This is a genomic window from Trinickia dabaoshanensis (genome assembly GCF_002879885.1).
Lineage (GTDB): Bacteria > Pseudomonadota > Gammaproteobacteria > Burkholderiales > Burkholderiaceae > Trinickia > Trinickia dabaoshanensis.
Genome location: NZ_PNYA01000012.1, coordinates 113,929 through 137,445, shown reverse-complemented (window position 1 = coordinate 137,445; position 23,517 = coordinate 113,929). Strand labels below are relative to the sequence as shown.

Annotated in this window: 21 protein-coding genes and 3 tRNA genes; 12 read left to right on the top strand and 12 right to left on the bottom strand. The window is 65.4% G+C overall.

Annotation, left to right across the window (positions count from 1 at the left end):
• Position 1 precedes the first annotated feature (1 nt).
• Complete coding sequence (locus C0Z18_RS15030; protein ID WP_102646266.1) at positions 2 to 1,225, top strand: polysaccharide pyruvyl transferase family protein; 1,224 nt, start codon at positions 2 to 4, stop codon at positions 1,223 to 1,225.
• A 14-nt stretch (positions 1,226 to 1,239) separates the two neighbouring features.
• Here the strand turns inward: C0Z18_RS15030 and pdxR are convergent, their stop codons facing one another.
• Entirely contained in the window at positions 1,240 to 2,790 is a 1,551-nt protein-coding gene (gene pdxR, locus C0Z18_RS15025) for a MocR-like pyridoxine biosynthesis transcription factor PdxR (RefSeq protein ID WP_102646206.1), read from the bottom strand.
• Positions 2,791 to 2,911: 121 nt separating this feature from the next.
• On the opposite strand from pdxR, the gene C0Z18_RS15020 reads away from it, so the two are divergent.
• The 3 genes from C0Z18_RS15020 to C0Z18_RS15010 all read left to right on the top strand — a co-directional run bounded on the left by C0Z18_RS15020 (position 2,912) and on the right by C0Z18_RS15010 (position 4,703).
• Positions 2,912 to 3,550: an FMN-binding negative transcriptional regulator gene (locus C0Z18_RS15020; RefSeq protein ID WP_102646205.1), complete on the top strand. Its 639-nt coding sequence runs from the start codon at positions 2,912 to 2,914 to the stop codon at positions 3,548 to 3,550.
• Positions 3,551 to 3,659: 109 nt separating this feature from the next.
• Positions 3,660 to 4,295: a LysE family translocator gene (locus C0Z18_RS15015; RefSeq protein ID WP_102646204.1), complete on the top strand. Its 636-nt coding sequence runs from the start codon at positions 3,660 to 3,662 to the stop codon at positions 4,293 to 4,295.
• An 81-nt stretch (positions 4,296 to 4,376) separates the two neighbouring features.
• Positions 4,377 to 4,703, top strand: coding sequence for an antibiotic biosynthesis monooxygenase family protein (locus tag C0Z18_RS15010; RefSeq protein ID WP_102646203.1), 327 nt, complete (start codon positions 4,377 to 4,379; stop codon positions 4,701 to 4,703).
• A 38-nt stretch (positions 4,704 to 4,741) separates the two neighbouring features.
• Here C0Z18_RS15010 and C0Z18_RS15005 read toward each other — a convergent pair.
• The 4 genes from C0Z18_RS15005 to C0Z18_RS14990 form a co-directional block, all read right to left on the bottom strand.
• Positions 4,742 to 4,815: transfer RNA gene (locus C0Z18_RS15005), tRNA-Cys, on the bottom strand.
• Positions 4,816 to 4,934: 119 nt separating this feature from the next.
• A tRNA-Gly gene (locus tag C0Z18_RS15000) sits at positions 4,935 to 5,010 on the bottom strand.
• A 64-nt stretch (positions 5,011 to 5,074) separates the two neighbouring features.
• Positions 5,075 to 5,150: transfer RNA gene (locus C0Z18_RS14995), tRNA-Gly, on the bottom strand.
• 163 nt (positions 5,151 to 5,313) lie between these two features.
• On the bottom strand, positions 5,314 to 6,660 hold the full coding sequence (locus tag C0Z18_RS14990; RefSeq protein ID WP_102646265.1) for a gamma-glutamyl-gamma-aminobutyrate hydrolase family protein: 1,347 nt from the start codon (positions 6,658 to 6,660) through the stop codon (positions 5,314 to 5,316).
• A gap of 227 nt (positions 6,661 to 6,887) precedes the next feature.
• On the opposite strand from C0Z18_RS14990, the gene C0Z18_RS14985 reads away from it, so the two are divergent.
• The 7 genes from C0Z18_RS14985 to guaD all read left to right on the top strand — a co-directional run bounded on the left by C0Z18_RS14985 (position 6,888) and on the right by guaD (position 16,591).
• The gene (locus C0Z18_RS14985; RefSeq protein WP_102646202.1) at positions 6,888 to 8,267 is read left to right on the top strand and encodes an amidase; all 1,380 of its coding nucleotides are present in this window, start codon (positions 6,888 to 6,890) and stop codon (positions 8,265 to 8,267) included.
• A gap of 83 nt (positions 8,268 to 8,350) precedes the next feature.
• Positions 8,351 to 8,869 (top strand): disulfide bond formation protein B, encoded by a 519-nt coding sequence (locus C0Z18_RS14980; protein ID WP_102646201.1) that lies wholly within the window; start codon positions 8,351 to 8,353, stop codon positions 8,867 to 8,869.
• Between the two features lie 222 nt (positions 8,870 to 9,091).
• A complete protein-coding gene (xdhA, locus tag C0Z18_RS14975; protein ID WP_102646200.1) occupies positions 9,092 to 10,627 on the top strand; it encodes a xanthine dehydrogenase small subunit in 1,536 nt (511 codons plus the stop codon).
• Complete coding sequence (gene xdhB, locus C0Z18_RS14970) at positions 10,624 to 13,044, top strand: xanthine dehydrogenase molybdopterin binding subunit (protein ID WP_102646199.1); 2,421 nt, start codon at positions 10,624 to 10,626, stop codon at positions 13,042 to 13,044. The genes xdhA and xdhB overlap by 4 nt, the downstream gene beginning before the upstream one ends.
• Positions 13,045 to 13,062: 18 nt before the next feature.
• The gene (gene xdhC, locus C0Z18_RS14965) at positions 13,063 to 14,130 is read left to right on the top strand and encodes a xanthine dehydrogenase accessory protein XdhC (RefSeq protein ID WP_102646198.1); all 1,068 of its coding nucleotides are present in this window, start codon (positions 13,063 to 13,065) and stop codon (positions 14,128 to 14,130) included.
• Complete coding sequence (locus C0Z18_RS14960) at positions 14,111 to 15,151, top strand: adenosine deaminase (RefSeq protein WP_102646197.1); 1,041 nt, start codon at positions 14,111 to 14,113, stop codon at positions 15,149 to 15,151. Before xdhC ends, C0Z18_RS14960 begins: the two co-directional genes overlap by 20 nt.
• 132 nt (positions 15,152 to 15,283) lie before the next feature.
• Positions 15,284 to 16,591 (top strand): guanine deaminase, encoded by a 1,308-nt coding sequence (gene guaD, locus C0Z18_RS14955; protein WP_102646196.1) that lies wholly within the window; start codon positions 15,284 to 15,286, stop codon positions 16,589 to 16,591.
• Between the two features lie 63 nt (positions 16,592 to 16,654).
• Here guaD and C0Z18_RS14950 read toward each other — a convergent pair whose 3' ends face one another.
• A complete protein-coding gene (locus tag C0Z18_RS14950) occupies positions 16,655 to 17,899 on the bottom strand; it encodes an NAD(P)/FAD-dependent oxidoreductase (protein ID WP_102646195.1) in 1,245 nt (414 codons plus the stop codon).
• A 129-nt stretch (positions 17,900 to 18,028) separates the two neighbouring features.
• Here C0Z18_RS14950 and C0Z18_RS14945 point away from each other — a divergent pair, with 129 nt between their 5' ends.
• Positions 18,029 to 18,760, top strand: coding sequence for a class I SAM-dependent methyltransferase (locus tag C0Z18_RS14945; RefSeq protein ID WP_102646194.1), 732 nt, complete (start codon positions 18,029 to 18,031; stop codon positions 18,758 to 18,760).
• Between the two features lie 53 nt (positions 18,761 to 18,813).
• Here the strand turns inward: C0Z18_RS14945 and C0Z18_RS14940 are convergent, their stop codons facing one another.
• The 6 genes from C0Z18_RS14940 to C0Z18_RS14915 form a co-directional block, all read right to left on the bottom strand.
• A complete protein-coding gene (locus C0Z18_RS14940) occupies positions 18,814 to 19,251 on the bottom strand; it encodes an excinuclease ABC subunit A (protein ID WP_102646193.1) in 438 nt (145 codons plus the stop codon).
• A gap of 70 nt (positions 19,252 to 19,321) precedes the next feature.
• Positions 19,322 to 19,753 carry a heavy metal-binding domain-containing protein gene (locus C0Z18_RS14935; protein WP_102646192.1) on the bottom strand — a complete coding sequence of 144 codons (432 nt, stop codon included), beginning with the start codon at positions 19,751 to 19,753 and terminating at the stop codon, positions 19,322 to 19,324.
• A 53-nt stretch (positions 19,754 to 19,806) separates the two neighbouring features.
• A complete protein-coding gene (locus tag C0Z18_RS14930) occupies positions 19,807 to 21,036 on the bottom strand; it encodes a beta-ketoacyl synthase N-terminal-like domain-containing protein (protein ID WP_199189456.1) in 1,230 nt (409 codons plus the stop codon).
• Between the two features lie 8 nt (positions 21,037 to 21,044).
• Positions 21,045 to 22,271, bottom strand: a complete 1,227-nt coding sequence (locus C0Z18_RS14925; protein ID WP_102646190.1) for a beta-ketoacyl-ACP synthase — start codon at positions 22,269 to 22,271, stop codon at positions 21,045 to 21,047.
• On the bottom strand, positions 22,271 to 23,002 hold the full coding sequence (locus tag C0Z18_RS14920) for a 3-ketoacyl-ACP reductase FabG2 (RefSeq protein ID WP_102646189.1): 732 nt from the start codon (positions 23,000 to 23,002) through the stop codon (positions 22,271 to 22,273). Before C0Z18_RS14920 ends, C0Z18_RS14925 begins: the two co-directional genes overlap by 1 nt.
• Positions 22,999 to 23,514 (bottom strand): hotdog family protein, encoded by a 516-nt coding sequence (locus C0Z18_RS14915; protein ID WP_102646188.1) that lies wholly within the window; start codon positions 23,512 to 23,514, stop codon positions 22,999 to 23,001. Before C0Z18_RS14915 ends, C0Z18_RS14920 begins: the two co-directional genes overlap by 4 nt.
• Positions 23,515 to 23,517: the final 3 nt, after the last annotated feature.

Below are 23,517 nucleotides of genomic sequence, written 5' to 3'. Positions count from 1 at the left end.
CATGAAAGACGCGACAAGCGATACGCAAACCGAGACGATCCTGTTCGGTGCCTTCGATCGACATAACTTCGGCGATCTGCTGTTTCCGCACGTCTTGACGCGCATGCTGCCGGAGCGGCGTCTGAGCTTCGCGGGGTTGGCCGCGCGCGATCTACGCGCATTCGGCGGTCACCTCGTCGAAGCCATCGGGCAGCACGCGACGCCGCGCCGCGATCGACCACCGTTCGATCTCGTTCACGTCGGCGGCGAGTTATTGACGTGCGATGCGTGGGAGGCGGCAGTCATGCTGTCGCCCGAAGATCGCGTGCGTGCGGCCATCGACGCACAGCCCGCTTGGCTGCGCGCGCCTAGCGCATGGGCTCGCGCCGCGCTTGGCCGATCGACGCGCGCGCCATATGTTTTGTCCAAAGGCGATTTCCCGCGCGCCCGCCGGGTGCTGTTCAATGCCGTGGGCGGCACCGAACTCGCTCAGCGCGATGCCGCGATGCGGGCCGAGGTGATCGCTGCGCTCAAGCTCGCCGATGACGTCACGGTGCGCGATGCCATCACTCAACGCGCGCTCGAAGGCGAAGGTGTCGCAGCGCGATGCGTGCCCGATCCCGCGGTCATGACAGCGGAACTCTTCGGAGACATCGTGCGCGAGCACGCCGCATGCGAAGCCGTCGCATCGATCCGCGACGCGTGTCAGAACGGCTACATCGCCGTCCAGTTCAGCGCCGACTTCGGCGACGACCGCACGCTCGACGAACTCGCCCAGCAGATCGACACCGCGGCCGCCTCGCTGGGCGCGGGTGTCGCATTTTTTCGGGCGGGCACCGCGCCGTGGCATGACACGCTCGAGGTCTACGAACGGACTCGACAGCACATGCGCACACAGCCGGTCTGTCTGCTGAACTCGCCGAACGTCTGGGACATCTGCGCCGTCCTTGCCGGCAGCCGTGCTTACTGCGGAAGCAGCCTTCACGGCAGCATCGTCGCCGCCGCGTTCGCCGTGCCGCATGTGAACGTGCGTCATCCGGCGCGCACGTCGGCGAACAGCAAGCAAACGGCGTTCGCGAGTACCTGGGAGGATGGCGGCGCGCCCGGTGAAGTGGCCGTGGAGCAGATCGCTCAGGGTATCGGGGCCGCGCTGCGGATCGATCGCGCGCGGCTCGAACGCACCGCGCGAAGGCTCGTGGCCGAGTACCGGGCCGGGTTCGAGCGCGTCGTCGCGCTCACGGCCTGACGGGCATGCGCACGCTAACTCGGCGCATGCTTCGCCGCGTCGGCGATGACGGCGGCGAGACGCCGGGCCGCGTCGATCATCTGCGCGTGACCGAAGCCTCCGAAACCCAAGACCAAGCCAGGCCGCGCGGTACCGGGAGCGAACATCGGCGAGACCGCGCGGACCGACACCCCGGCATGGCGGGCCGCCTCGGCCACGCGGCGATCGTCGATCGCCGCGGCGAGCCACAGCACGAGATGCATACCCTGGTCGCCCGGCTCCACCCAGGCCAGGTCGTCAGGCAACAACGCGCCCAGCGTTTCGATGAGCTTCGAGCGGTAAGCTGCGTACACATTCCGGACCCGGCGGACGTGGCGCTCCAGGTGCCCTTCCGCCAAAAATGCCGCGAGCACGTATTGATCGGCGTTGGGCGGATGACGGTCCATCAGCACGCGGGCGCCGCAAAACGCGTCCACCAATGCATCGGGGACAATTGCATAGCCCAATCGCAGCGAGGGAAAAAGTATCTTGCTGAAGGTGCCCAGATAAACGACGCGCTCCGGCTCCAATCCTTGCAACGACGGAAACGGATAGCCTTGATATCGAAGCTCGCTGTCGTAGTCATCTTCGACGATCCAAGCGTCACGCGCACGCGCCCATTCGAGTAACGCACTGCGTCGCGCCATACTCATCGGCATACCCAGCGGATATTGGTGCGAGGGCGTGACGAACGCGGCTCTCGCATGCGGCGCCATTGCGATCGCCGCCCGCACGTCGATCCCTTCCGCGTCCACGGGAACGCGAATCGTCGTATCGCGATGGCCCGTGCTCTCGAGTACGGCGGTGACACCGCGGTAAGCCGGATTTTCCGCCCAGACTTGATCGTGGGGCGCAAGCAAGACCTGGCTCGCGAGAAAGAGCCCCTGCTGCGTACCGCTCGTCACGACGACCTGGCCCGGCTCGCAACGCACGGACCGCGACTTTCGGACGTAGTTCGCGATCGCTTCGCGCAGCGGCCAGGCACCAAGCGGGTCGCCGTACCCCGCCGGCGCACCGGGACCTTTCGCACGCAACCTGTTGCCGAGCTTGCGCCAAACGTCGCCCGGCGCCGTCACATCCATGGGGACCGACACGGCGAAGGGCACCGGAGCAAGCGGCGCGAATTCGCGAGCGATCCGCGCGTAAGTTGCCGCCGGTTCCGGAAGAGCGATTGCACGCTCGTCTTGTTCCGCGCCTCGCTGCGCGCTCGGTAGACGCGATCCATTGCGGCGCGCGGCGGGCTCTGACGGATGCGTGCCGGCGTCATACGGAGCCGGCAGCGCCAACGCGACGCAGGTTCCGGAGCTTGGGGTGGCCGTCAAAAATCCCTCGGCGGTCAACTGTTCGTAGGCGGCGAGCACGGTGCCGCGCGAAACTCCGAGCGTAGCGGCCAACAAACGCGTGGAGGGCAAGGCATCGCCCGCTCGAAGCTCCCCTTTCCGCACCGCCTCGCGCAACGCCTGCGTCAACTGCCGACTCAAATTGCCAGCCGCCGGGTTCAACGTTCCGATCGAGGCAATGTCGGCCACGCGTGCCGTCCTCGCCATGATTGTGGTCCATCAAAATCGATTCAAATTGGACCTACAGAATAAGCCAGTTCTCTTTCAGAATGGCAATGATCCGTTCGGAGCCATCGACGTTCCACACCGTTGCCTTATAGAGAAGCCCATGTACATCCCCGCCGATTTCAACGAGACTCGCATCGAGGCTTTGCACGCCAGCATCACCCAACATCCGTTCGGGATGCTGGTCACCCACGGCAAGAGCGGGCTCGACGCGAACCACATTCCGTTCGAACTCGATGCGCAGGCGGGCGAGTTCGGCGTGCTGCACGCGCACGTCGCACGGGCCAACCCGGTTTGGCGCGATGTCGCGAACGGCGACGAAGTGCTCGTCGTTTTTCGAGCGGGCGACGCCTACATTTCTCCGAACTGGTACCCGAGCAAACACGAGGCGCATCGGCAGGTGCCGACCTGGAATTACATCGTCGTGCACGCCTATGGGCGCATCGCCATTCGCGACGACGCAAAGTACGTTCGCGGCGTCGTCGCGCGGCTCACGCGCACGCACGAAGCCTCGCAATCACAACCGTGGAAGATGGGCGACGCGCCGAGCGACTATATCGACACGCTGCTGAACCAGATCGTCGGACTCGAAATCGAGATCACCCGCCTCGCCGGCAAAAGCAAGCTCGGTCAAAACAAAGACGTACGCGACATTCGAGGCGCGGGCGAAGCGCTGAAAGCCGGCGGGCAATTCGAGATTGGCGATGCGATGCTCGCCGAAGCCGCACGGAAACAAAAGTAGCCTGGTCGATTTCGCACGACTGGCCTGGTCGAACCCAAAAAAATTGAGCATGGCGAAAGGCGGCCAATCCGCAACAATCGAAGCCTCGCCTTTCATTCAAAGAGCCACTATGTCCGGCCACACACTGTTTTCCGCCAATCTACTGCTCGCCTACGCGGCGTATTTCGTCGGCACCGCAAGCCCGGGGCCGAGCAATCTCGCTATCATGTCCATCGCCGCGAACAACGGGCGCAAAGCGGCGCTCGCATTTGCCGCGGGCGTGATTTCAGGCTCGATGTTTTGGGCGAGCGTCGCCACCGTGGGCATCTCGGCGGCGCTGATTGCCTATTCGCATTTCATCGTTGCGATCAAGATCTTCGGTGGCGTCTATCTGCTATGGCTCGCTTTCAAATCGGGGCGCACGGCGCTGTCCTCCACGGCTGCGAGCACATCGAACGCCGATCGGCCCGCGACGCTGAAAGGGTTGTACGCGAAAGGCGTGCTGCTGCATTTGACGAATCCCAAAGCGGTCTTGGTCTGGGTGTCGATCGTCGCCCTCTCGTCGAATAGCGCCGGGTCCACGCATGGCGCCGTCATTCCCGGTTGCGCCATCATCGGCACGCTCGTATTCAGCGGATATGCGTTGCTGTTTTCCATCGACTCGGCGCGACGCATTTACAAGCGTACGCGTCGCGTGTTAGAAGGCTGCCTCGCCGTCGTTTTCGGAATCGCGGGTGCCCGATTGCTTGCGTGGTCCTCGACGTAGGCTGCGCCATTAAGCGCGAAACACGTGAACGATGTTTCTGATCCAAAGGGCGGCCTACCCGCCCTTACCCGCTACTCGCCCATGTACGCATCCACGTTTATCTTCAAGGCCGGCCAATACGACGATGAATTCCATCGCCTCGATGCGCAAATTGCCGAAGCCGCGCGCGCCATGCCCGGCTATTTAGGAGAAGAAACTTGGGAAAATGCGCAGACGGGACTGATCCAGAACGTCTACTACTGGGAGTCGGAGCAAGCATTGCTGCAACTGATCCAGCACCCTACGCATTTGGAGGCGAAGTCGAAGCAATCGCGTTGGCTCGACGGCTATCGTGTCGTTATTTCGAAGGTGCTTCGCGAATACGGCGACGGTGCTTTGGCGATGCAGGCCGCAACCGCCGCAAAATAAAAAACCCTGACGAGCCGACACTCGTCAGGGTTTTTATTTGGAGGCGCGAGCCGGAGTCGAACCGGCCTACACGGCTTTGCAGGCCGCTGCATAACCGCTTTGCTATCGCGCCGAAAACAGACTCACCGGATTATCGACGCCACGCGAATGCGTAACATTCCGGCCGACGGGTTCGACAAGCCCACTGTGACGGCTGCCAAACAAAAAGGGAAGCTTAGCTTCCCCTATACCTGGAGCGGGAGACGAGTCTCGAACTCGCGACCTCAACCTTGGCAAGGTTGCGCTCTACCAACTGAGCTACTCCCGCGTATCCTACCTACAACTGCACGGCACCTCAACGGATCATTCCGCATGCGATACCGTATCGAAACTGGAGCGGGAGACGAGTCTCGAACTCGCGACCTCAACCTTGGCAAGGTTGCGCTCTACCAACTGAGCTACTCCCGCAGTTTGCTTCCTCCGACTGACTCGCTAACTTGCGTTGCATCGGAGAAGCGAGATTATGTATAAACCGCTGAAACGTGTCAACACTTTTTGCATCGATCTCATCGGATCGATCCGTGGATGACGTCGGCAAGCGCGCGCGGCGCGCGTACGCGCTTGCCCTGGTTCAGAACCGCGTTTCGCGCGCCGCTCGCAAGAACGTGTCCAAGAGCGGCGTGCAGTCGAGCAACTCCTGACCGCCCGCGCGGTGGAATTCCGGATGCCACTGCACCCCCACCACGAACGGTGCGCGCCGGTAGCGAACGGCCTCGATGAGTCCATCGCTCGCGGAAACGGCCTCGATGTTCAGATCGCGGCCGAGCGTCCTCACGGCTTGGTGATGGATCGAATTGACGATGGCCTCGCGCCGGCCCGGAAACATGCTCGCGAGCGAGGAGCCATCGGGGAAACGCACCGCGTGCCGGTGCTGGTCGTAGAACTCGCTCACATGCACGCCGGCGGTCGGGACCTCGGTGGCGATGTCTTGATAGAGCGTGCCGCCGAACGCGACGTTGATCAATTGGCATCCCCGGCAGATGCCGAGCACGGGCTTGCCCGATTCGACGAACTCGTAGAGCAACTCGAGTTCGTACATGTCGCGCACCCGATCGCCGGGCCACTCGGGCCGCATGTCGCTGGCCGCGTAGGTTTGCGGCGACACGTCCGCGCCCCCTTGCAACAACAGGCCGTCCAGATGCTTCGCGTAGTCGCGCAAGCGAATGTTGCTCGGGTGCAGCATGCCCTGATGGCCGACCGTGGGAATCATGAACACCATGACGTCGCGCGACATGACCCAGTGCGCGACCGACTCCTCGAGGTACTGCAACGTCTTGCCGCGCAGTCCGCGCGCGCCGGGCTCGGGGTGGAAGATCCGCGCCGATACCCCGATGCGCAGCGTGCGTTGCGTAATGCGCTGCCCCGCCCGGTCGAAGAGTTGCCGCGCCCGGGCGGCAATGGTGCGGCCCAAAACCGACCACGCCGAATCGTTCTGACGCAAATACGCAGGCTGCGTTTGCGCGACGGAACTCGCAGGCGGCGGGCGAGGCGAATCGAAGTCGGGCGGCGCCCCGAAGCCGGGCGGCGGCGCACCCGGCACGGCTCGCTCCCGCGCGCTTTGCGCCGCGTGCTCCTGGGCGGCCGTTTCCGCGGCGGCTGTCGTTCTCGCCTGCGCGGCATCGCCCTCGAGCGTCGTCCCGGGCGGGGCCGCCGGTGCAACCGCGGACGCCGACTCGAGCGCATCGGTCGCGGCCCGCGCCGCCGCGCTCGGCGTATCGGTGGCATTGGACGTCGTCACGATGCCCGTCGCACCGGGCTCGCCCTGCCCCGCGGCCGGATCGAGCACGGGCAATGGAGGCACGGGGGGAGGCGAAGCGGCGGTTGGAGGTTCCGGCGGCGTGGCCGGAGACGAAGGCGAAGACGAGGAAGCGGATTCGGTGCCGGGTCGACCGGCGTTCGGCGGCGTTGTTTCGCTCATAACGATGGGCAGGCGCATCGGCGATGGAAGAATTGAATTCATTATCCGCCACTGAACCGGCCCGTCGCAAATCGCCTCGTTTTTGGCGCCGGACCGAAAAAGGGGGCAGCAGTTACAATCCGGGTTAGCCGTTGCCCCGCAACGCGCCATTCGTCCATCCACCCGCGTCGCGCTCGCGGTCAAGGCATTGCGTCGCGCGCCACTCCATCGGTTCGATTCGACATCCTATGGCTACCGAATTCGCCCCCTTCCCGCCGCTCGCCCGCCTCGCTTCGGATTTGGCGCAGGGGCGCACGACGAGCCGCGCCCTAGTCGAAACCGCGCTCGAGCGCATCGCCGATCCGGCCGGGCAAGGCGCGACGGTCTTTCTGGAGGTGGATGCGCAGCGCGCTCGCGCGAGCGCCGACGCATTCGACCGCTTGCGTGCCGCGGGCACGGTGCTTTCGCCTCTCGCGGGCATCCCGGTTTCGGTGAAGGACTTGTTCGACGTCGAAGGACAAGTGACGCGGGCCGGCTCACGGGCGCTTAACGAGGCCCCGCCCGCGACGGCCGACGCCCCGGCCGTCGCCCGCCTGCGGCGCGCGGGCGCCGTCATCGTGGGGCGCACGAACATGACGGAGTTCGCCTATTCGGGCCTTGGACTGAACCCGCACTACGGCACACCGCTCTCGCCCTACCGGCGCGGGCAGCCGGGCGAGGCGCGCATCGCGGGCGGTTCGTCCTCGGGCGCGGCGGCGTCGGTCGCCGACGGCATGGCCGCCGTCGCGCTCGGCAGCGATACAGGCGGATCGATCCGTATTCCGGCCGCGCTGTGCGGGCTCACGGGCTTCAAGCCGACCGCGAGCCGGGTGCCGAAACAAGGCGCGATTCCGCTGTCGACGACGCTCGACTCGTTCGGTCCCATCGGCGTGTCGGTTTCATGTTGCGCCCTCGTCGACCGCATTCTCGCGGGCCTGCCGCCGCACGTACCCGAGGCACGGCCGCTCGAAGGGTTGCGTCTGGGCGTCCTCACCCATTTCGTGACGGACGACATGGAGCCCGAAGTCGCTGCCGCGGTCGAAACCGCGATCAAGCATCTGGAAGCGGCGGGCGCCATTCTCTCCGATGTCCACTTCGCCCCGCTCGACGATCCGGCATGGGCCAAGCGGTTCGGGATTTCGTCGATGGAAGCCTTCGCGTGGCACCGGGCGCTCATGCAAACGCATGGCGATCGGTACGATCCGCGTGTGCTCGTACGAATCAAAAAGAGCGAAGCGGCGCTGGCGGCCGATTACATCGACGCGCTGGCTGAACGCGCGGCCCTGCTCGAGACGGCGCAGCGCACGCTTTGGCGGCGCTTCGACGCGATCGTCGCGCCGACGGTTCCGATCGTGCCGCCGCGCGTCGCCGACTGCGATGCCGACGACACGACTTACGCGGGCATCAACGCGCTCGTCTTGCGCAACCCGAGCCTCGTCAACATGCTCGATGGCTGCGCCGTATCGCTGCCCTGTCACGCACGCGGCGCAGCGCCCGTCGGACTGATGCTGGCGGCGGCGCCGTATGCGGACGACGCCCTGCTCGCCGCGGCGCTGGCCGTCGAGCGCGTGCTCGAATCGATTCGCTGATCGCGGGCATGGCCCGATTTAACGAACGTTTAAGCGAAAGTACCTAAAATTTACCGATTTCCTTTTTGGGGCGTGAGCCACTCATGAACGATATGTCTTCGCTGCGCCGCGAGCGCAGCCTGCTCGTGCTGCTCGGGTTCGTCTGTCTAGCCCTCGTCGGCGGCGCGCTTTATCTGCAGTTCGCGAAGCATGAAGACCCCTGTCCGCTATGCATCATCCAGCGTTATCTATTCCTGCTGATCGCGCTGTTCGCGTTCGCCGGCGCGGCACGCAAGGGCTGGCGCGGTATCGCTCTGTTCGAGACGTTGATCGCCATTACCGCCCTGGCCGGTGTCGCCGGCGCGGTCAAGCATCTGTACATTCAGTTGAACCCCGGCTTCAGCTGCGGGTTCGATGCGTTGCAACCGGTCGTCGATAGCTTGCCGCCGGCCCATTGGTTGCCGAGCGTCTTCAAGGTGAGCGGCCTGTGCGAAACGGTCTACCCGCCGATCCTCGGGATTTTGCTGCCCGGCTGGGCGCTCATCGCATTCGGTCTGATCTTCGTCTCGGTGGCGATGAGCCTATGGCAGCGGCGCGGGCGGCGCCGCCTCCGAGCGATCTGAACCGCTTCGAGCGTAGCCGGAACGCCCCGCGTCGACTTTCCTTCCCAGCACGAATCGCACGACCGTCATGGGCAGCGGCGAATAGCGTTCATCAGCGCCGAGCGATGTCTTCGCGGCGCGTCGGTGCTATCTTCGGTCATGCATGGATGGCGATCCACGTGCGCGGGCCTCTGGCGGGCCGTCGCGTAACGCGCGCCTGGTCCCACTTTCGAGGATTCGGCTATGAAGACGCATCCCATCCGCTTTTACTACCGCGGCGCCATCCGCGAGGTCTCGGGCGTTCCCGTCACGCGCACGGTGCTGCAGCACCTGCGTGACGATTTGCGCTGCACGGGCACCAAGGAGGGATGCGCCGAAGGCGACTGCGGCGCATGCACGGTCGTCGTCGGCGAGCTCGACGCGCAAGGCGAACTCGCGCTCAAGGCCGTCAACGCCTGCATTCGCTTTCTTCCCACGCTGGACGGATGCGCGCTATTCACTATCGAAGACTTGCGCGCGCGAGACGGCGCGATGCATCCCGTGCAGCAGGCACTCGTGGATTGCCACGGCTCGCAATGCGGCTTTTGTACGCCCGGGTTTGCGATGTCGATGTGGGCGCTCTACGAAAACTATCCCGCCGGTGCCGGATTACCCACGCGTGACGAAGTGGCCACGGCGCTATCGGGTAATCTGTGCCGGTGCACGGGCTATCGACCCATCGTCGACGCGGCTCAGCAGATGCTCGACGCCGATCGTCACGCGCGCGTTGCGCTCGATCGCGAGCCGGTCGTGCAAGCTTTGCGTCAAATGCGCCGGCCGCCGGACGAAACGTTCGTCTATACGAGCACCGACGTTCGCGGCGGCACCTTCGGCGAAAACCGTTTTTGGGCGCCCACCTCGCTCGAGCCATTCGCGCAATTGCGCACAGAGCATCCGAACGCGCTCGTGCTCGCGGGCAGCACGGACATCGGACTATGGGCCACGAAGCAATTGCGCGATCTCGGCGACCTGCTTTACGTCGGACGCGTGGCCGAACTCGCCTCGATCGAGCGCGACGCCGTCACGCTCACGATCGGCGCCGGCGTGACGCTCGAGGACGCATTCGCCGCGCTCGTCGTCGATTACCCGGAGCTGGCAGAACTCGGCAAACGGTTCGCCTCGCTGCCCGTGCGCAATGCCGGCACGCTCGGCGGCAACGTCGCCAACGGCTCGCCGATCGGCGACTCGATGCCGGCCCTGATCGCGCTCGATGCGCAAATCGTCCTGTGTCGCGGCCGCGAGACCCGCGTGATGCCGCTCGACGCGTTCTACCTCGGCTATCAAAAGACGGCGCTCGACGAGGGCGAATTCGTCGCCGCCGTCCGCATCCCGCGTCCCGCCACGACATTGCGGTTTCGCACCTACAAAGTCTCCAAGCGCTACGACCAGGATATTTCGGCCGTTTGCGCGGCGTTCGCGATCGACCTCGTCGACGGCACGATCGCCCGCGCCCGCATCGCTTACGGCGGCATGGCCGCGACCCCTAAACGCGCCACCATGGCCGAGGCCGCGCTCGCCGGCGGCCCATGGGACGAGCCGGCAGCGCAGCGCGCGATGCAAGCGCTCGCGCACGACTACCAACCGCTGTCGGACTTGCGTGCGTCGAGCCGCTACCGATCCACTGTCGCGCGCAACTTGCTCTGGCGCTTTTGGCTCGAGACTCGGGACGATGCGCCGCTCGCGCTCGCCCAAATCGACGCCTTCGCGTTCGATGCGGCGCAAGTCAAGGAGGCACCATGAAAGCCCCCACCGCGGCGGCGAACGCAGACGACGCGATCGGCGTGCCGGTGCCGCACGAATCGGCCGAGTTGCATGTCAGCGGAGAAGCGCGCTACACCGATGATTTGCCCGAACTCGCCGGCACCCTTTACGTCGCGCTGGGGCTGTCGCGGCATGCGCACGCGCACATCGTCGCGCTCGATCTGGCCGCCGTTCGCGAGGCGCCGGGCGTCGTGGCCGTGTTCACCGCGGCCGATATCCCCGGCGAAAACAATTGCGGGCCCGTTGTTCACGACGATCCGATCCTCGCCGACGGGCTCGTTCAATACCTAGGACAGCCCGTGTTCGCCGTCGTCGCGACGTCGTACGAACTCGCACGGCGCGCCGCCGCGCTCGCCAAACGCGACGACGTCGTACGCTATGAACCGCTCGAGCCGGTACTGACGATCAGCGAGGCTCGCGCACTGCACCACTATGTGTTGCCCCCGCAGCGCTTGACGCGGGGAGCGCCCGCCGCGCGCATCGCGCAAGCGCCGCATCGGATGAGCGGCGAATTCGAAGTCGGCGGCCAGGAGCAGTTTTATCTCGAAGGACAGGTCGCCTACGCGATCCCCACCGAGCGCAACGGTGTCCACGTCTATAGTTCGACGCAGCACCCGAGCGAGATGCAAGCCGTCGTCGCGCACATGCTCGGATGGCCGGCACACAACGTGGTGTGCGAATGCAGGCGGATGGGCGGCGGTTTCGGTGGAAAGGAATCGCAATCGGCCGTGTTCGCTTGCGTCGCGGCGCTGGCATCCACGCGCTTGTCGCGCCCCGTAAAACTGCGCGTGGACCGCGACGACGACTTCCTGATCACGGGCAAGCGCCACGACGCGCTCTACCGCTACGAAGCGGGCTTCGACGACGAAGGCCGCATTCTTGGCTTGCGCGTGGAGATCGCCCTGCGCGCCGGGTATTCGGCCGACTTGTCGGGCGCCGTCGCCACGCGCGCCGTATGCCACGTCGACAACGCCTATTTCCTGTCCGACGTCGAAATCGTCGCGCTTTCATGTAAGACGAATACGCAATCGAACACGGCGTTTCGAGGCTTCGGCGGCCCACAAGGCGCGCTCGCCACCGAAGTGATCATCGACGGCATTGCCCGCGCGCTCGGCCGCGACCCGCTCGACGTCAGGATGGTCAACTATTACGGGGCCGGCGAGCGCGACACGACGCCGTACGGCCAGCGCGTCGAAGACAATGTCCTTGCCGCGCTCACGGCGCAGCTTCTCGACTCCAGCCAATACCGCGCACGGCGCGACGCGCTGGCCGCCTATAACGCGGCGAGCCCGGTCTTGAAGCGCGGCATCGCGCTGACACCGGTCAAGTTCGGTATCTCGTTCAACGTCGAGTTCTTGAATCAAGCCGGCGCGCTCGTGCACGTCTATCGGGACGGCTCGGTGCTCGTCAATCATGGCGGCACCGAAATGGGCCAAGGGGTCAACACGAAGGTGGCCCAAGTCGTCGCGCACGTGTTCGGATTGCCGCTCGCGCAAGTACGCGTGAGTGCAACCGACACCTCCAAGGTGGCGAACACGTCCGCCACGGCAGCCTCGACCGGCAGCGATCTGAACGGCAAAGCGGCCGAAGCCGCCGCGCTGACGATTCGAGACCGGCTCGCCGAGCTGGCGGCGCGCACGCTCGGCGGCGAAGCGCAGCACGTGCGCTTCGAACACGGGCAGGTCCATGCGCGCAACGCTTCGATGCCGTTCGGCGCGCTGGTGAGCGCTGCTTATCTCGCGCGTGTGCAGCTGTGGTCGGACGGCTTTTACGCGACCCCGAAAATTCATTGGGACGCGAGTTCGATGACGGGCCGCCCGTTCTACTACTTCGCCTATGGCGCGGCCGTGGCCGAGGTGGTCGTCAATACGTTGACCGGGGAGTCCAAGCTCGTGCGCGCCGACTTGCTGCACGACGTCGGGCGCTCGATCAACCCGGCGATCGACCTCGGTCAGATCGAAGGCGGCTTTATTCAAGGCATGGGCTGGCTCACGACCGAAGCGCTCTTTTGGAATCGCGACGGGCGCTTGATGACGCACGCGCCATCGACTTACAAGATCCCGGCGGTCAGCGACACCCCGGCCGCCTTCGACGTGCGCCTGTTCGCCAATGACAACGCCGAGCCGACCATCTATCGCTCGAAGGCCGTCGGCGAGCCGCCGCTGTTGCTCGCGTTCTCGGTGTTCTTGGCATTGCGCGATGCGCTCGCCGCGACGGCGCCGGGCAGCCGGCGGGCGCCGCCGCTCGCCGCCCCGGCCACCCCCGAAGCGATGCTCTCGGCACTCGACGCGCTGTATGCGGAACGCGACGATGGCACGAACCGTGCAGCCTCTCCAAACGCAGGCCCCGGCGCCGGCGGCTCGCCCGCTGACACTTACACGACAGGCGCGACTTGAACGGAGCACGAAACACGCATGCAACCTTGGCTCACTGAATTGCAGCAATTGCTCACGCATGGCGATGCCGTCGTCCTCGTGACCGTCGCCCGCGTCGAGGGTTCGACGCCGCGCGAAGCGGGCGCGAAGATGATCGTCACGCGCGAGAGCGCTCGGCACACGATCGGCGGCGGCCATCTGGAATGGCGCGCGATCGAAATCGCCCGCGAGGTGCTGCGCGACGGCATGCGCGTGCCGCGCCTGCGCCGGCTCGAGCGGCTTTCGCTTGGGCCGAGCCTCGGCCAGTGCTGCGGCGGCGCCGTCGTGCTCGCCTTCGAGCGGCTCGACGTGGGCGATCTCGATTGGGTCGCCGCACTCGGCAAATCGATTCAAGCGGGCAAGGCCACGCAGCGCAGCGTATCATTCGGCCCCTTGCACGAACCCGTGCGGCTGGCTCCGTTGGATACCGGCATTCAAGCCCCCGAGTGCCTGCTGTGGGATGGTTCCGGTTTCGACGAAGGCAACGCGCTGCTGACCGAGACGATCGTCTCGCGCGACGTTCCCGTCGTCCTGTTCGGAGCGGGGCACGTCGCCACGGCCTTCGCCCGCGTGCTCGCGACGCTGCCATGCCGCGTGCGCTGGGTGGACGAGCGCGACGCTCAATTTCCGCCGAAGCAAGCGCTCGTCGATTGGAACAACGTGACGATCGATGCTCGGCAGACGCCCGAGCACGCTGTCGATGACGCTGCGCCGGGCACGGCATTCGTCGTCATGACGCACAACCATGCTCGCGATCTCGTCCTGGCCGAACGCATCTTGCGCCGCGGCGATTTTCTTTTTTTCGGCATGATCGGCTCGCGCACGAAGCGCCGGCAATTCGACGAGCGGCTGGCTGCTTTCGGTATCGATGGGGCGAGCCTCGCCCGCATGGTGTGCCCGATCGGTATCGAAGGCATCGACGACAAAGCCCCCGAAGTCATCGCGCTTTCCGCCGCCGCGCAGTTGCTGCAAGCCATCGAAGCCGCGCGTGCCGCGCCCCCGGCCGTGCCAGATCAACCGTTTTCCATGCTGCAACCGCTGACCGACCATGACACCGAACTTAGCTAAAAAAATTGCCGGCGCTCCGAAAGCCGAGTTGCATATTCATATCGAAGGCTCGCTCGAACCCGAGGTCATCTTCAACCTCGCCAAGCGCAACGGCGTGAAGCTTTCCTACGAATCGATCGAGGCGCTCAAGCGCGCCTACGAATTCACCGATTTGCAGTCCTTTCTCGACATCTATTACGCCGGCGCCAGCGTGCTGCTGACGGAAGAAGATTTTTATACGATGACGGCCGCTTACGTCGATCGGGCGCTCGCCGACAACGTCGTGCATACCGAGATCTTTTTCGATCCGCAAACGCATACCGAACGCGGCGTCGCGATCAGCACGGCCGTGGCCGGCATCGAACGCGCCTTGGCTGAAGGCGAGCAGCGCGGGCTCACGAGCAAGCTCATCCTGTGTTTCCTGCGGCACTTGTCGGAGGCCGACGCACTCGCCACGTACGAAGCCGCGCTGCCGCTGTTCGACACCTACGCGCATCGTTTGATCGGCGTCGGTCTCGATTCGTCCGAACGCGGCCATCCGCCTTCCAAATTCGAGCGCGTCTTCGCGAAGGCCCGGGCCCGGGGCCTGAAACTCGTCGCCCACGCCGGCGAGGAAGGTCCGCCCGCCTACATCCACGAAGCGCTCGACGTGCTCAAGGTCGACCGCGTCGATCACGGCGTGCGCAGTATCGAGGACCCCGCGCTCGTGGCGCGGCTGGCCGATTCGCGCGTCGCGCTGACCGTCTGCCCGCTGTCGAATATCAAATTGCGCGTGTTCGACGACATGAAGCAGCACACGCTCAAGCAGTTGTTGGCCCAAGGCGTGGCCGTCACCGTGAACTCGGACGATCCCGCTTACTTCGGCGGCTACGTCAACGCCAACTATTTCGCCACGGTCGAGGCGCTCGATCTGACCGAGCAGGAGGTCTACACGATCTTGCGCAACGGCTTCGAGGCTTCGTTCGTCTCGCCGATCGAGCGGCAGGCGCTGATCGACAAACTCGACGCTTATTGGAGGCAGCCGGACCCGGCGCCGAACTGATTTCCCGACGCGGACCGCGCTAACCCGGCCGCACCCACCGTGCAAGCCTTTCGTTGCGCATGCAACGAAGGTCTCGCTCGGCCGTGCGTCGCGTAGCCCGCACTTTTTTATCGCACTGAGAGACGTTCCATCATGAGTCAAAACGAACAGCGCACTGCCTACCGCGCCAAATTACTAACCTTCGTCGGCGATCCGGCCACGACGGCGGGCGGCGCATGTTTCGAGGAAGACGGCCTGCTCATCGTCGAAGGCGCTCGCGTGCTGGCCGCCGGCTCGTACGCATCGCTGGGCTCGCAGATCACGCCCGATACGGTCGTCGTCGAGCGGCCCGGCAAGCTGATCGTGCCCGGCTTCATCGACACGCACGTGCATTATCCGCAAACGGAAATGATCGCGTCGCCGGCGGCCGGCCTACTCCCGTGGCTCGATACCTATACGTTTCCGACCGAACGCGGCTTTGCCGATCCCGCTCATGCGTCGAACGTCGCCGAGTTCTTTCTCGATCAGTTGGTGTCGTGTGGAACGACGACCGCGCTCGTCTATTGCACGGTCCATAAGGGCTCGGCCGACGCCCTCTTTCAAGCGAGCGAAGCGCGCAACTTGCGCATGATCGCGGGCAAGGTGCTGATGGACCGCAACTGCCCCGAGTTTCTGCGCGATACCGCGCAATCGGGCTACGACGACAGCGCCGCGCTGATCGAGCGGTGGCACAAGCGCGGGCGCCAGCTCTATGCGCTGACGCCGCGCTTCGCGCCCACCTCGACGCCCGCGCAGCTCGAAGCGTGCGGCGCCCTGGCCCGCCTGCACCCCGACGTTTTCATTCAAAGCCACGTGTCGGAAAACACCGACGAAGTGAAATGGGTGGCCGAGCTATTCCCGGGCCACCGCAGCTACCTCGACGTCTACGAGCACTACGGCTTGCTGCGCCGGCGCGCGGTGTACGGCCATTGCATTTATCTGGACGACCGCGATCGCGCGCGCATGGCGGAAACCGGCGCCGTCGCGTCGCACTGCCCCACCTCGAACTTGTTCTTGGGTAGCGGATTATTCGATTTCGAAAAAGCGGGCGTATCGGGCATGCCGGTCGCGCTCGGCACGGACGTGGGCGGCGGCACCTCGTTCTCGATGCTGCAAACCATGAACGAAGCGCACAAGGTCGCGCGCATGACCGGGCATCATCTGACGGCGTCGCGCATGTTCTGGCTCGCCACCGCCGGCGCCGCGCAGGCGCTCGGCCTCGAGGAGACGATCGGCACGCTGCGCGCCGGATCGGAAGCCGACTTCATCGTCCTCGATCCCGAGGCCACGCCCCTGCTCGCGCGCCGCACCGCGCTCGCACAGTCGCCCGAAGAATGGTTGTTCGCGTTCGCGATGCTCGGCGACGATCGCGCCGTGCTCGAAACGTATGCGGCGGGCGAGCGCGTGCATCGACGCGCTTAGCCCTTCGCCCCGCCTTGCCGCGGCGCCGCTCGCATGGAGCCGCCGCGGCTTGCGGCTTTCACCCTACATGGTCGTGCATACTTCGTGCAGCGCGTTGAAGCGCCGCACCGGGTCCGCGACATAGGGATTGGTCTCGTCCCATGCGTACCCGGCGAGAATCGAGCTGATCATCCGGCGAATCTTGGGCGTCTGATTCTCGTAGAAGATGATGTCCTGCAACTCGCCCGTGTACCAGCGTTCCACGAACACCCGGAACGTATCGATGCCCTTGCGCAGCGGCGCATCGTACTCGGCCGCCCAATCCACGGTTTCCCCGTCGAATTGCTTGAGCAGCGTTTGCACGGCGAGATGCGCCGAGCGCAGCGCGATCGTCACACCGGACGAGAACACCGGATCGAGAAACTCGCCCGCATTGCCGAGCAGCGCATAGCCCGGGCCGTGCAGGCGCTCGACATTGGCCGAGTATCCGGCGATCCGGTTGACGGGCATGAGGAACGGCGCATCGCCGAGCAGACGCGCCACCGTGGGTTCGGCGCGCATCAACTCGCGCAGCTTCGCCTCGCGCTGGTCTTCGGGTACATCGAGAAACTCGGCATCGGCCACGCAGCCGACCGACGTGCGGCCGCCCGCGAGCGGAATCATCCAATACCAAACGTCGCGGCGCTCGGGGTGCACGGCCACGCAAATCTTGTCGCGGTCGGTGCTGCCCGCCGGCAACGCATCGCGCACGTGCGAGAAGAGCGCCGCGCGCGTGGGCATGCGGCTCGGCGTTTCGAGCCCGAGCAGCCGGGGCAGGACGCGGCCGAAACCGCTCGCATCGAACACGAAGCGCGAGGCGACGCGATAGACACGCCCTTGTTCGTCCGCCACTTCGAGCACCGGCGCAGCGCCGGTCTGCATCGCACGCACGGTATGGCCGAAGCGCACTTGCACGCCTTGATCGGCGGCGCGGCGGATCAACAGTTGGTCGAATACGGCGCGTTCCACTTGATAGGTCGTGCCCCACCCTTCCGAATGCTTGTCGCGGAAGTCGAACGACGAGGTCTTCTCGCCATGCACGAACGATGCGCCGTTCTTGTATTGAAAGCCCGCCTCGACGACCGCCTTGAGCATGCCGGCCTCTTCGAGATAAGCCATACTTTGCGGCAACAGGCTTTCGCCGATCGAGAAGCGCGGAAAATGCTGGCGCTCGAGCACCAGCACCGACCGCCCGGCTCGCGCCAGCAGTGCGGCCGCGACGGCTCCGGCCGGTCCTGCGCCGATGACGGCAACATCGATCTGCTCGACTTCCCCGTACTCTGTATTCATTGTTGTTTCATCCTGGTTATTGCTTACTTCAACGCTAAGCGGGCAGTGCCGCCGTTTCGATGCGCGGCTCAGCCGGTTCCGATTACAATTCGCGGCACTACAACGAGAACCATCCGCGGGGAAGCCGACATGTCATCGAACTCTTCATCCACTGCACGCCGTCATTCCACCTTCGTCCCGGAAACGGCGTTCGGCGTTTGGTTCCTGCGCACCCATACATGGGAGCACCACGTGTTGCGTGTGGCCATCGACGATCTGAAACGTCACATCGATGCCCCACTGCCTCGCGCGCCCGTCATCGTCGATGCCGGTTGCGGGCAAGGCATTTCGTTCAAACTACTGGCTCGCGCCTTCGAGCCCGGCCGCATCGTCGGCGTCGATTGCCATCGGCCCTCGCTCGCGCTGGCCGAACGAGCGGCACGGTACGTGGGCGGCGACATCGAGGTCCTGCACGGCGACTGCGCCGCGTTACCGCTACCCGATGCGAGCGCGGACATCGTCTTCTGCCATCAAACGTTCCATCACCTCGTCGAGCAAGAACGCGCGCTCGACTCGTTTTGGCGCGTGTTGAAACCGGGCGGTTTGCTCCTGTTCGCCGAATCGACGGACGCCTACATCAAGTCTTGGGTCATTCGTTGTTTGTTCCGTCACCCGATGCACGTGCAAAAGAGCGCGGACGGCTACCTCGACATGCTGCGCGCCAAGGGTTTCCTCTTCGACGAGCGCCACATCTCGCTGCCCTATCTCTGGTGGAGCCGCGCGAAAGACTTCGGCTTGCTCGAGCGGCTCGGCCTGCATCATCCGCAGCCGGGCAAACGTCGCGAAACGCTCGTCAACGTGGCCGCCCGCAAACCGCTGTGACACCGGGCCGGCACGAGCGGCGCAAAGCGCCATCGTGCCGTTCGCTCACGCGCTTACTTCTTCAGCGTGACGATATCGCCCTTGAGCGCAACGCCCGCGATCACCGCGCCGGCACCGCACACGAATTGCGTGGGGCTTTCGGTCAGTTGATCCTTGTAGTTGCTCTTGATGTTCACCACCGCGTTGCCGCCCATTTCGCGCGCGCGCTTTTGCAGCGCGATCACGGCCGACAAGAACACGTGGTCGCATGCGGCTTCGTCGGAGCGGCCAACGGCATTCGTCTTCTTGTTCGTCGCGGCTTCGCCCAGGGTCTTGAGCACGGCGGGGTGCTTCTGGCCGGCGAAGTACAGTCCGATGTCGGCATCGACCTTGCCCTCGGCCGACTCCAGCGCGGTGCTGACCGAATACGAATCGACCGAATTGCGGGCCATTGCGTGAGTCGCGGCGAACGACAAAGCGACGATGGCAGCCAGCTTGAGGTGACGTTTCATTGTGTTGGTTTCCTTTTGTTTTTGGATGAGGACCTGCGGTTTGCCGGGCCGAGCCCTGGGCCCGGCGCTATCACTTGGCGTCGAGCTTGACCAATTGGCCGTGCACCTTCAGCGCGGCCGCGCTCATGCTCGTCGCGCACGTGAATTCGGTGGCGGACGCGGTATGCATCTGATGGAAGCTCGTCTCGATATTGATGACGGCATTGGCGCCGGCATCCGTCGCGTCCTTGCGCAACGCGTCGAGCGCTTGCTTCAGTGCCTCGTTGCACGCCGTTGTTTCGTCGTCGGTCTTGCGCGCGATGCGGATCCCCTCGGTTTTCTCGCCCAAAGACGCGCTCACGGCCGGATGCGCCGCATCGCCGAAGTAGAACGCGACCTTGCTGTCCGCGCTCTGCGCGTCGAGCACGGGCTTCAACGGATAAGTGGTGGTGTGCGAACCGGCCAGGGCCGCTTGCGCGCCGAGCGCCGCTGCCGCCAATGCAATCAGATGCTTCAGTTTCATCGCGATACTCCTCGTTGTTGTCGCTTTAAAAATCGCTGAACCCCGTTAAAACCTCATACCCCTTCGACGGCGCCGAACATCAAGCTCGCACAGCTTCCGCCAAAGCCGAACGACACCGACATCGCCGTATTCAGCCGCGCCGCGCGCGTCGCTCGAACGATCGGCATCCCGGCCGCGCATGCATCGAGCGATTCGATTCCGGCGCTGGCCGCAATGAATCCACCCTTCATCATCAAGAGCGTGTAGATCGCCTCGTGTACCCCCGACGCGGCGAGCGGATGCCCCGTCAACGCTTTCGTCGACGAAAACGGCGGCATCCGTTCGCCGAATACCGCCGCCAATGCCTCGATCTCGTGCGCATCGCCGAGCGGCGTGGACGGTGCGTGCGTGTTGATGTAGGCGGGCTCCACGCCGGCTTCGTCGAGCGCCGCCCGGATCGCACGCGCGATGCCCACCGCCCCTGGGGCCACCATCGCATGCGCTTCGGTGGCTTGACCGAAGCCCGTCAATTCCGCATAGATCGAGGCGCCGCGCGCGCGTGCATGCGCGAGCGATTCGAGCACGAGCACGCCCGCGCCCGAGCCCAGCACGAAGCCGTCGCGCGCCACGTCGTATGGACGCGATGCGCGATGCGGCGTCTCGTTGAAACCGCGCGAGAGCGCGCCCATGGCGTCGAACATCAAGGCCGTGTTTTCGTGCGACTCCTCGCTGCCGCCGGCCAATACGATCTGCTGCCGCTCGCTTTGAATCAACTGCATCGCCTGGCCGATCGCCAGCGCCGACGTCGTGCAAGCCGACGACGGCGAATAACAGACGCCCTCGAGGCCGAACAGGTGCGCGACGTTGGCCGACACCGTGCTGCTCATCGATTGCGGTACGACGAACGGCGGCGCGCGGTCGATACCGCGCTCGGCGACGAGCGCCATCGCGGCGTCGTAGGTCGTCAGCGCGCCCGCCCCGGAGCCGATGACCGCCCCCGCTCCCGGCGAGCGCAGCGCCGAGGACGCGAGCCGCGCATCGTCGATCGCCATGCGCGCGGCATGGCAAGCGAACCGTGCCGTATCGCCCATGAAGCGCTCGAACTTGCGCGCGAACGGCGCCTCGCCGGCAACCGATGCGGCGCCGGCCACCTGGCTCGCGAAGCCGCGCTCGGCCCATGCCTGCATCCGCACGATGCCGCAGCGGCCCTCGCGCAACGCTTCGGCAACGACTGGGAGCGCATTGCCGAGACACGAGACGATCCCCATGCCGGTCACGACCACACGCTGGGTGTCTGGGCGCATCGGGCGGCTCATCGGCAACGCTTGAAAATCAGCGACGTGTTGATGCCGCCGAACGCGAAGTTGTTGCTCACGACATGCTCGGCATCGATCGCGCGACCTTCGTGCATGATGTAATCGAGCGTCGCACAGGTGGGATCGACCGTCGTCAGATTCAGCGTCGGCGCGAACCAATCGCGCTTCATCATTTCGATCGTCCACCAAGCCTCGAGCGCCCCGCAGGCACCGAGCGTATGGCCGACGTAACTCTTGAGCGAGCTGATCGGCATTGCCTCGCCGAAGACGGCTGCCGTGGCGACGCTTTCGGCCACGTCGCCGCGATCCGTCGAGGTACCGTGCGCGTTCACGTAGGCGATCGCCTCGGGCGGCAGCTTCGCGTCGTCGAGCGCCATTCGCATCGCGTGCGCCATCGTCGCCGCGGTGGGCTGAGTCATATGCGCGCCGTCGGAATTGCAGCCGAAGCCGACGACCTCGGCATGGATCGTCGCGCCGCGGGCGCGCGCATGCTCGTACTCCTCGAGCACGAGCGTAGCGGCGCCCTCGCCCACGACGAGTCCGTCGCGCGCGGCGTCGAACGGACGCGGCGTCAACTGCGGCGCGTCGTTGCGCGTGCTGGTGGCATACAGCGTGTCGAATACGGCGACGGCGGGGCCCGACAACTCCTCGGCACCGCCGGCGAGCATGAGCGTTTGCTTGCCCGTGGCAATGGCCTCGTAGGCATAGCCGATCGCTTGGCTACCCGAGGCGCAGGCGCATGAAGTGGGGATGATGCGGCCTTTCAAGTCCCAAAACAGACTCACGTTGACCGCGGCCGTGTGCGGCATCATCTGCACGTAGCTATTCGATGTGACGTCCTGCATCGAGCCTGTCTCGAGCATCGTGCCGAACGCGCGAATCGGCTGTACCGAGCCCGACGACGAGCCGTACGCCACCCCCATTCGCCCATCGGCGATGGAGGGGTCGCCCACGAGCCCCGCATCGCGCAACGCGAATTCGCTGGCCCGCACCGCGTACATCGACACGAGCCCCATCGATCGCGTCTTCTTGCGCGGATACTCGGGCGGCACTTGAAAGTTCGCCAACGGGCACGCAAGGCGCGTATGCAGCGACGAGAAGTAATCCCACTCGGGCATGGCGCGCACGGCATTGCGGCCGGCACGCAACGCCGTCTCGATCTCGTCCCAGCGCGAGCCGAAAGCCGTCACGCCGCCCATTCCGGTGATCACGACACGCTTCATCAGATCATCCCGCCGTTCACGCCGATCACTTGGCGCGTGATGTACGAAGCGCCGTCCGACATTAGGAAAGCCACCGTCGCCGACACTTCCTCGGGGCGGCCCACGCGGCCCATCGGCACCGTCTGCAAGGCATGGTCGATATGCTCGACGCTCGCCAGCATCTCCGTATCGACGAGCCCCGGCGCCACGCAGTTGACCGTGATCCGGCGCGAGGCGAGCTCCACGGCCAGCGCCTTCGTGGCACCGATGAGCCCCGCCTTCGCGGCGCTGTAATTGACCTGGCCGCGATTGCCCATCACGCCCGAGACGGACGCGATCGTCACGATGCGCCCGCCTTGCTTGGCACGGACCATCGGCATCGTCAGCGGATGAACGACGTTGTAGAACCCATCCAAGCCCGTTTCGATGACCGCGTCCCAATCCTCGTCGGTCAATGCCGGGAACGCCGCGTCGCGCGTGAGCCCCGCGCAGAGTACGATGCCGTAATAGGCGCCGTCGCGTGCGAGCTCGGCTTCGAGCGCCGCGCGGCAAGCGGCCCGCTCGCGCACGTCGAAGCGCACGAGGTTGGCCCGGCCGCCTTGCGCGACGATCGAGTCGACGACGGCTTGGGCTTCGTTCACTCCGCTCCTGCAATGCACCGTGACGGCGAAACCGTCCGCGGCGAGGCGATACGCAATGGCGCGGCCGATGCCGCGGCTTGCGCCGGTAACGAGAACGCGCCGGCTGGTCATGACCTGAAACTCCCTTCGATGAATGCTTGAAAATCGTTCGGCTGGAATACCTTGACGACGGCTTGCGCGAGGCATCGATCCGCGTCGGCGATCGTGCAGTCGTAGGCGCCGTGGCCTTGTTCGCTCTTGAGCAGCTCTTTCGCTTCGATACGCAGGCGCGCGCCGGCCGCGAAACTCGGGCTGTGCGCCTCGTAGCGGCTCGCGCCGAGCAGCACGCCCGGGCGCGCGCGGCCGCCCGCGCGCATCGCGTTCAGGCCGACATGCGCCGCGATCGCCTGCGCCATCAATTCGATGCCGAGCCACGCGGGCATCGCTCCGTGCGCGTCCGCGTACCAAGCCTCGGGCGCGACGCTCGCCAGCACCGTCACGGCGTCGTCGCTGCAAGCGACGATCTCGTCGACGAGGCGCATCGTGCCTCGGTGCGGCAACACGTCCTCGATTGGGGGAAATGCGCTATCGCCCGCCCCCACGCGGGCACCGATCGTGCAATCGGATAAGGTCGGCGTCGTCATCGG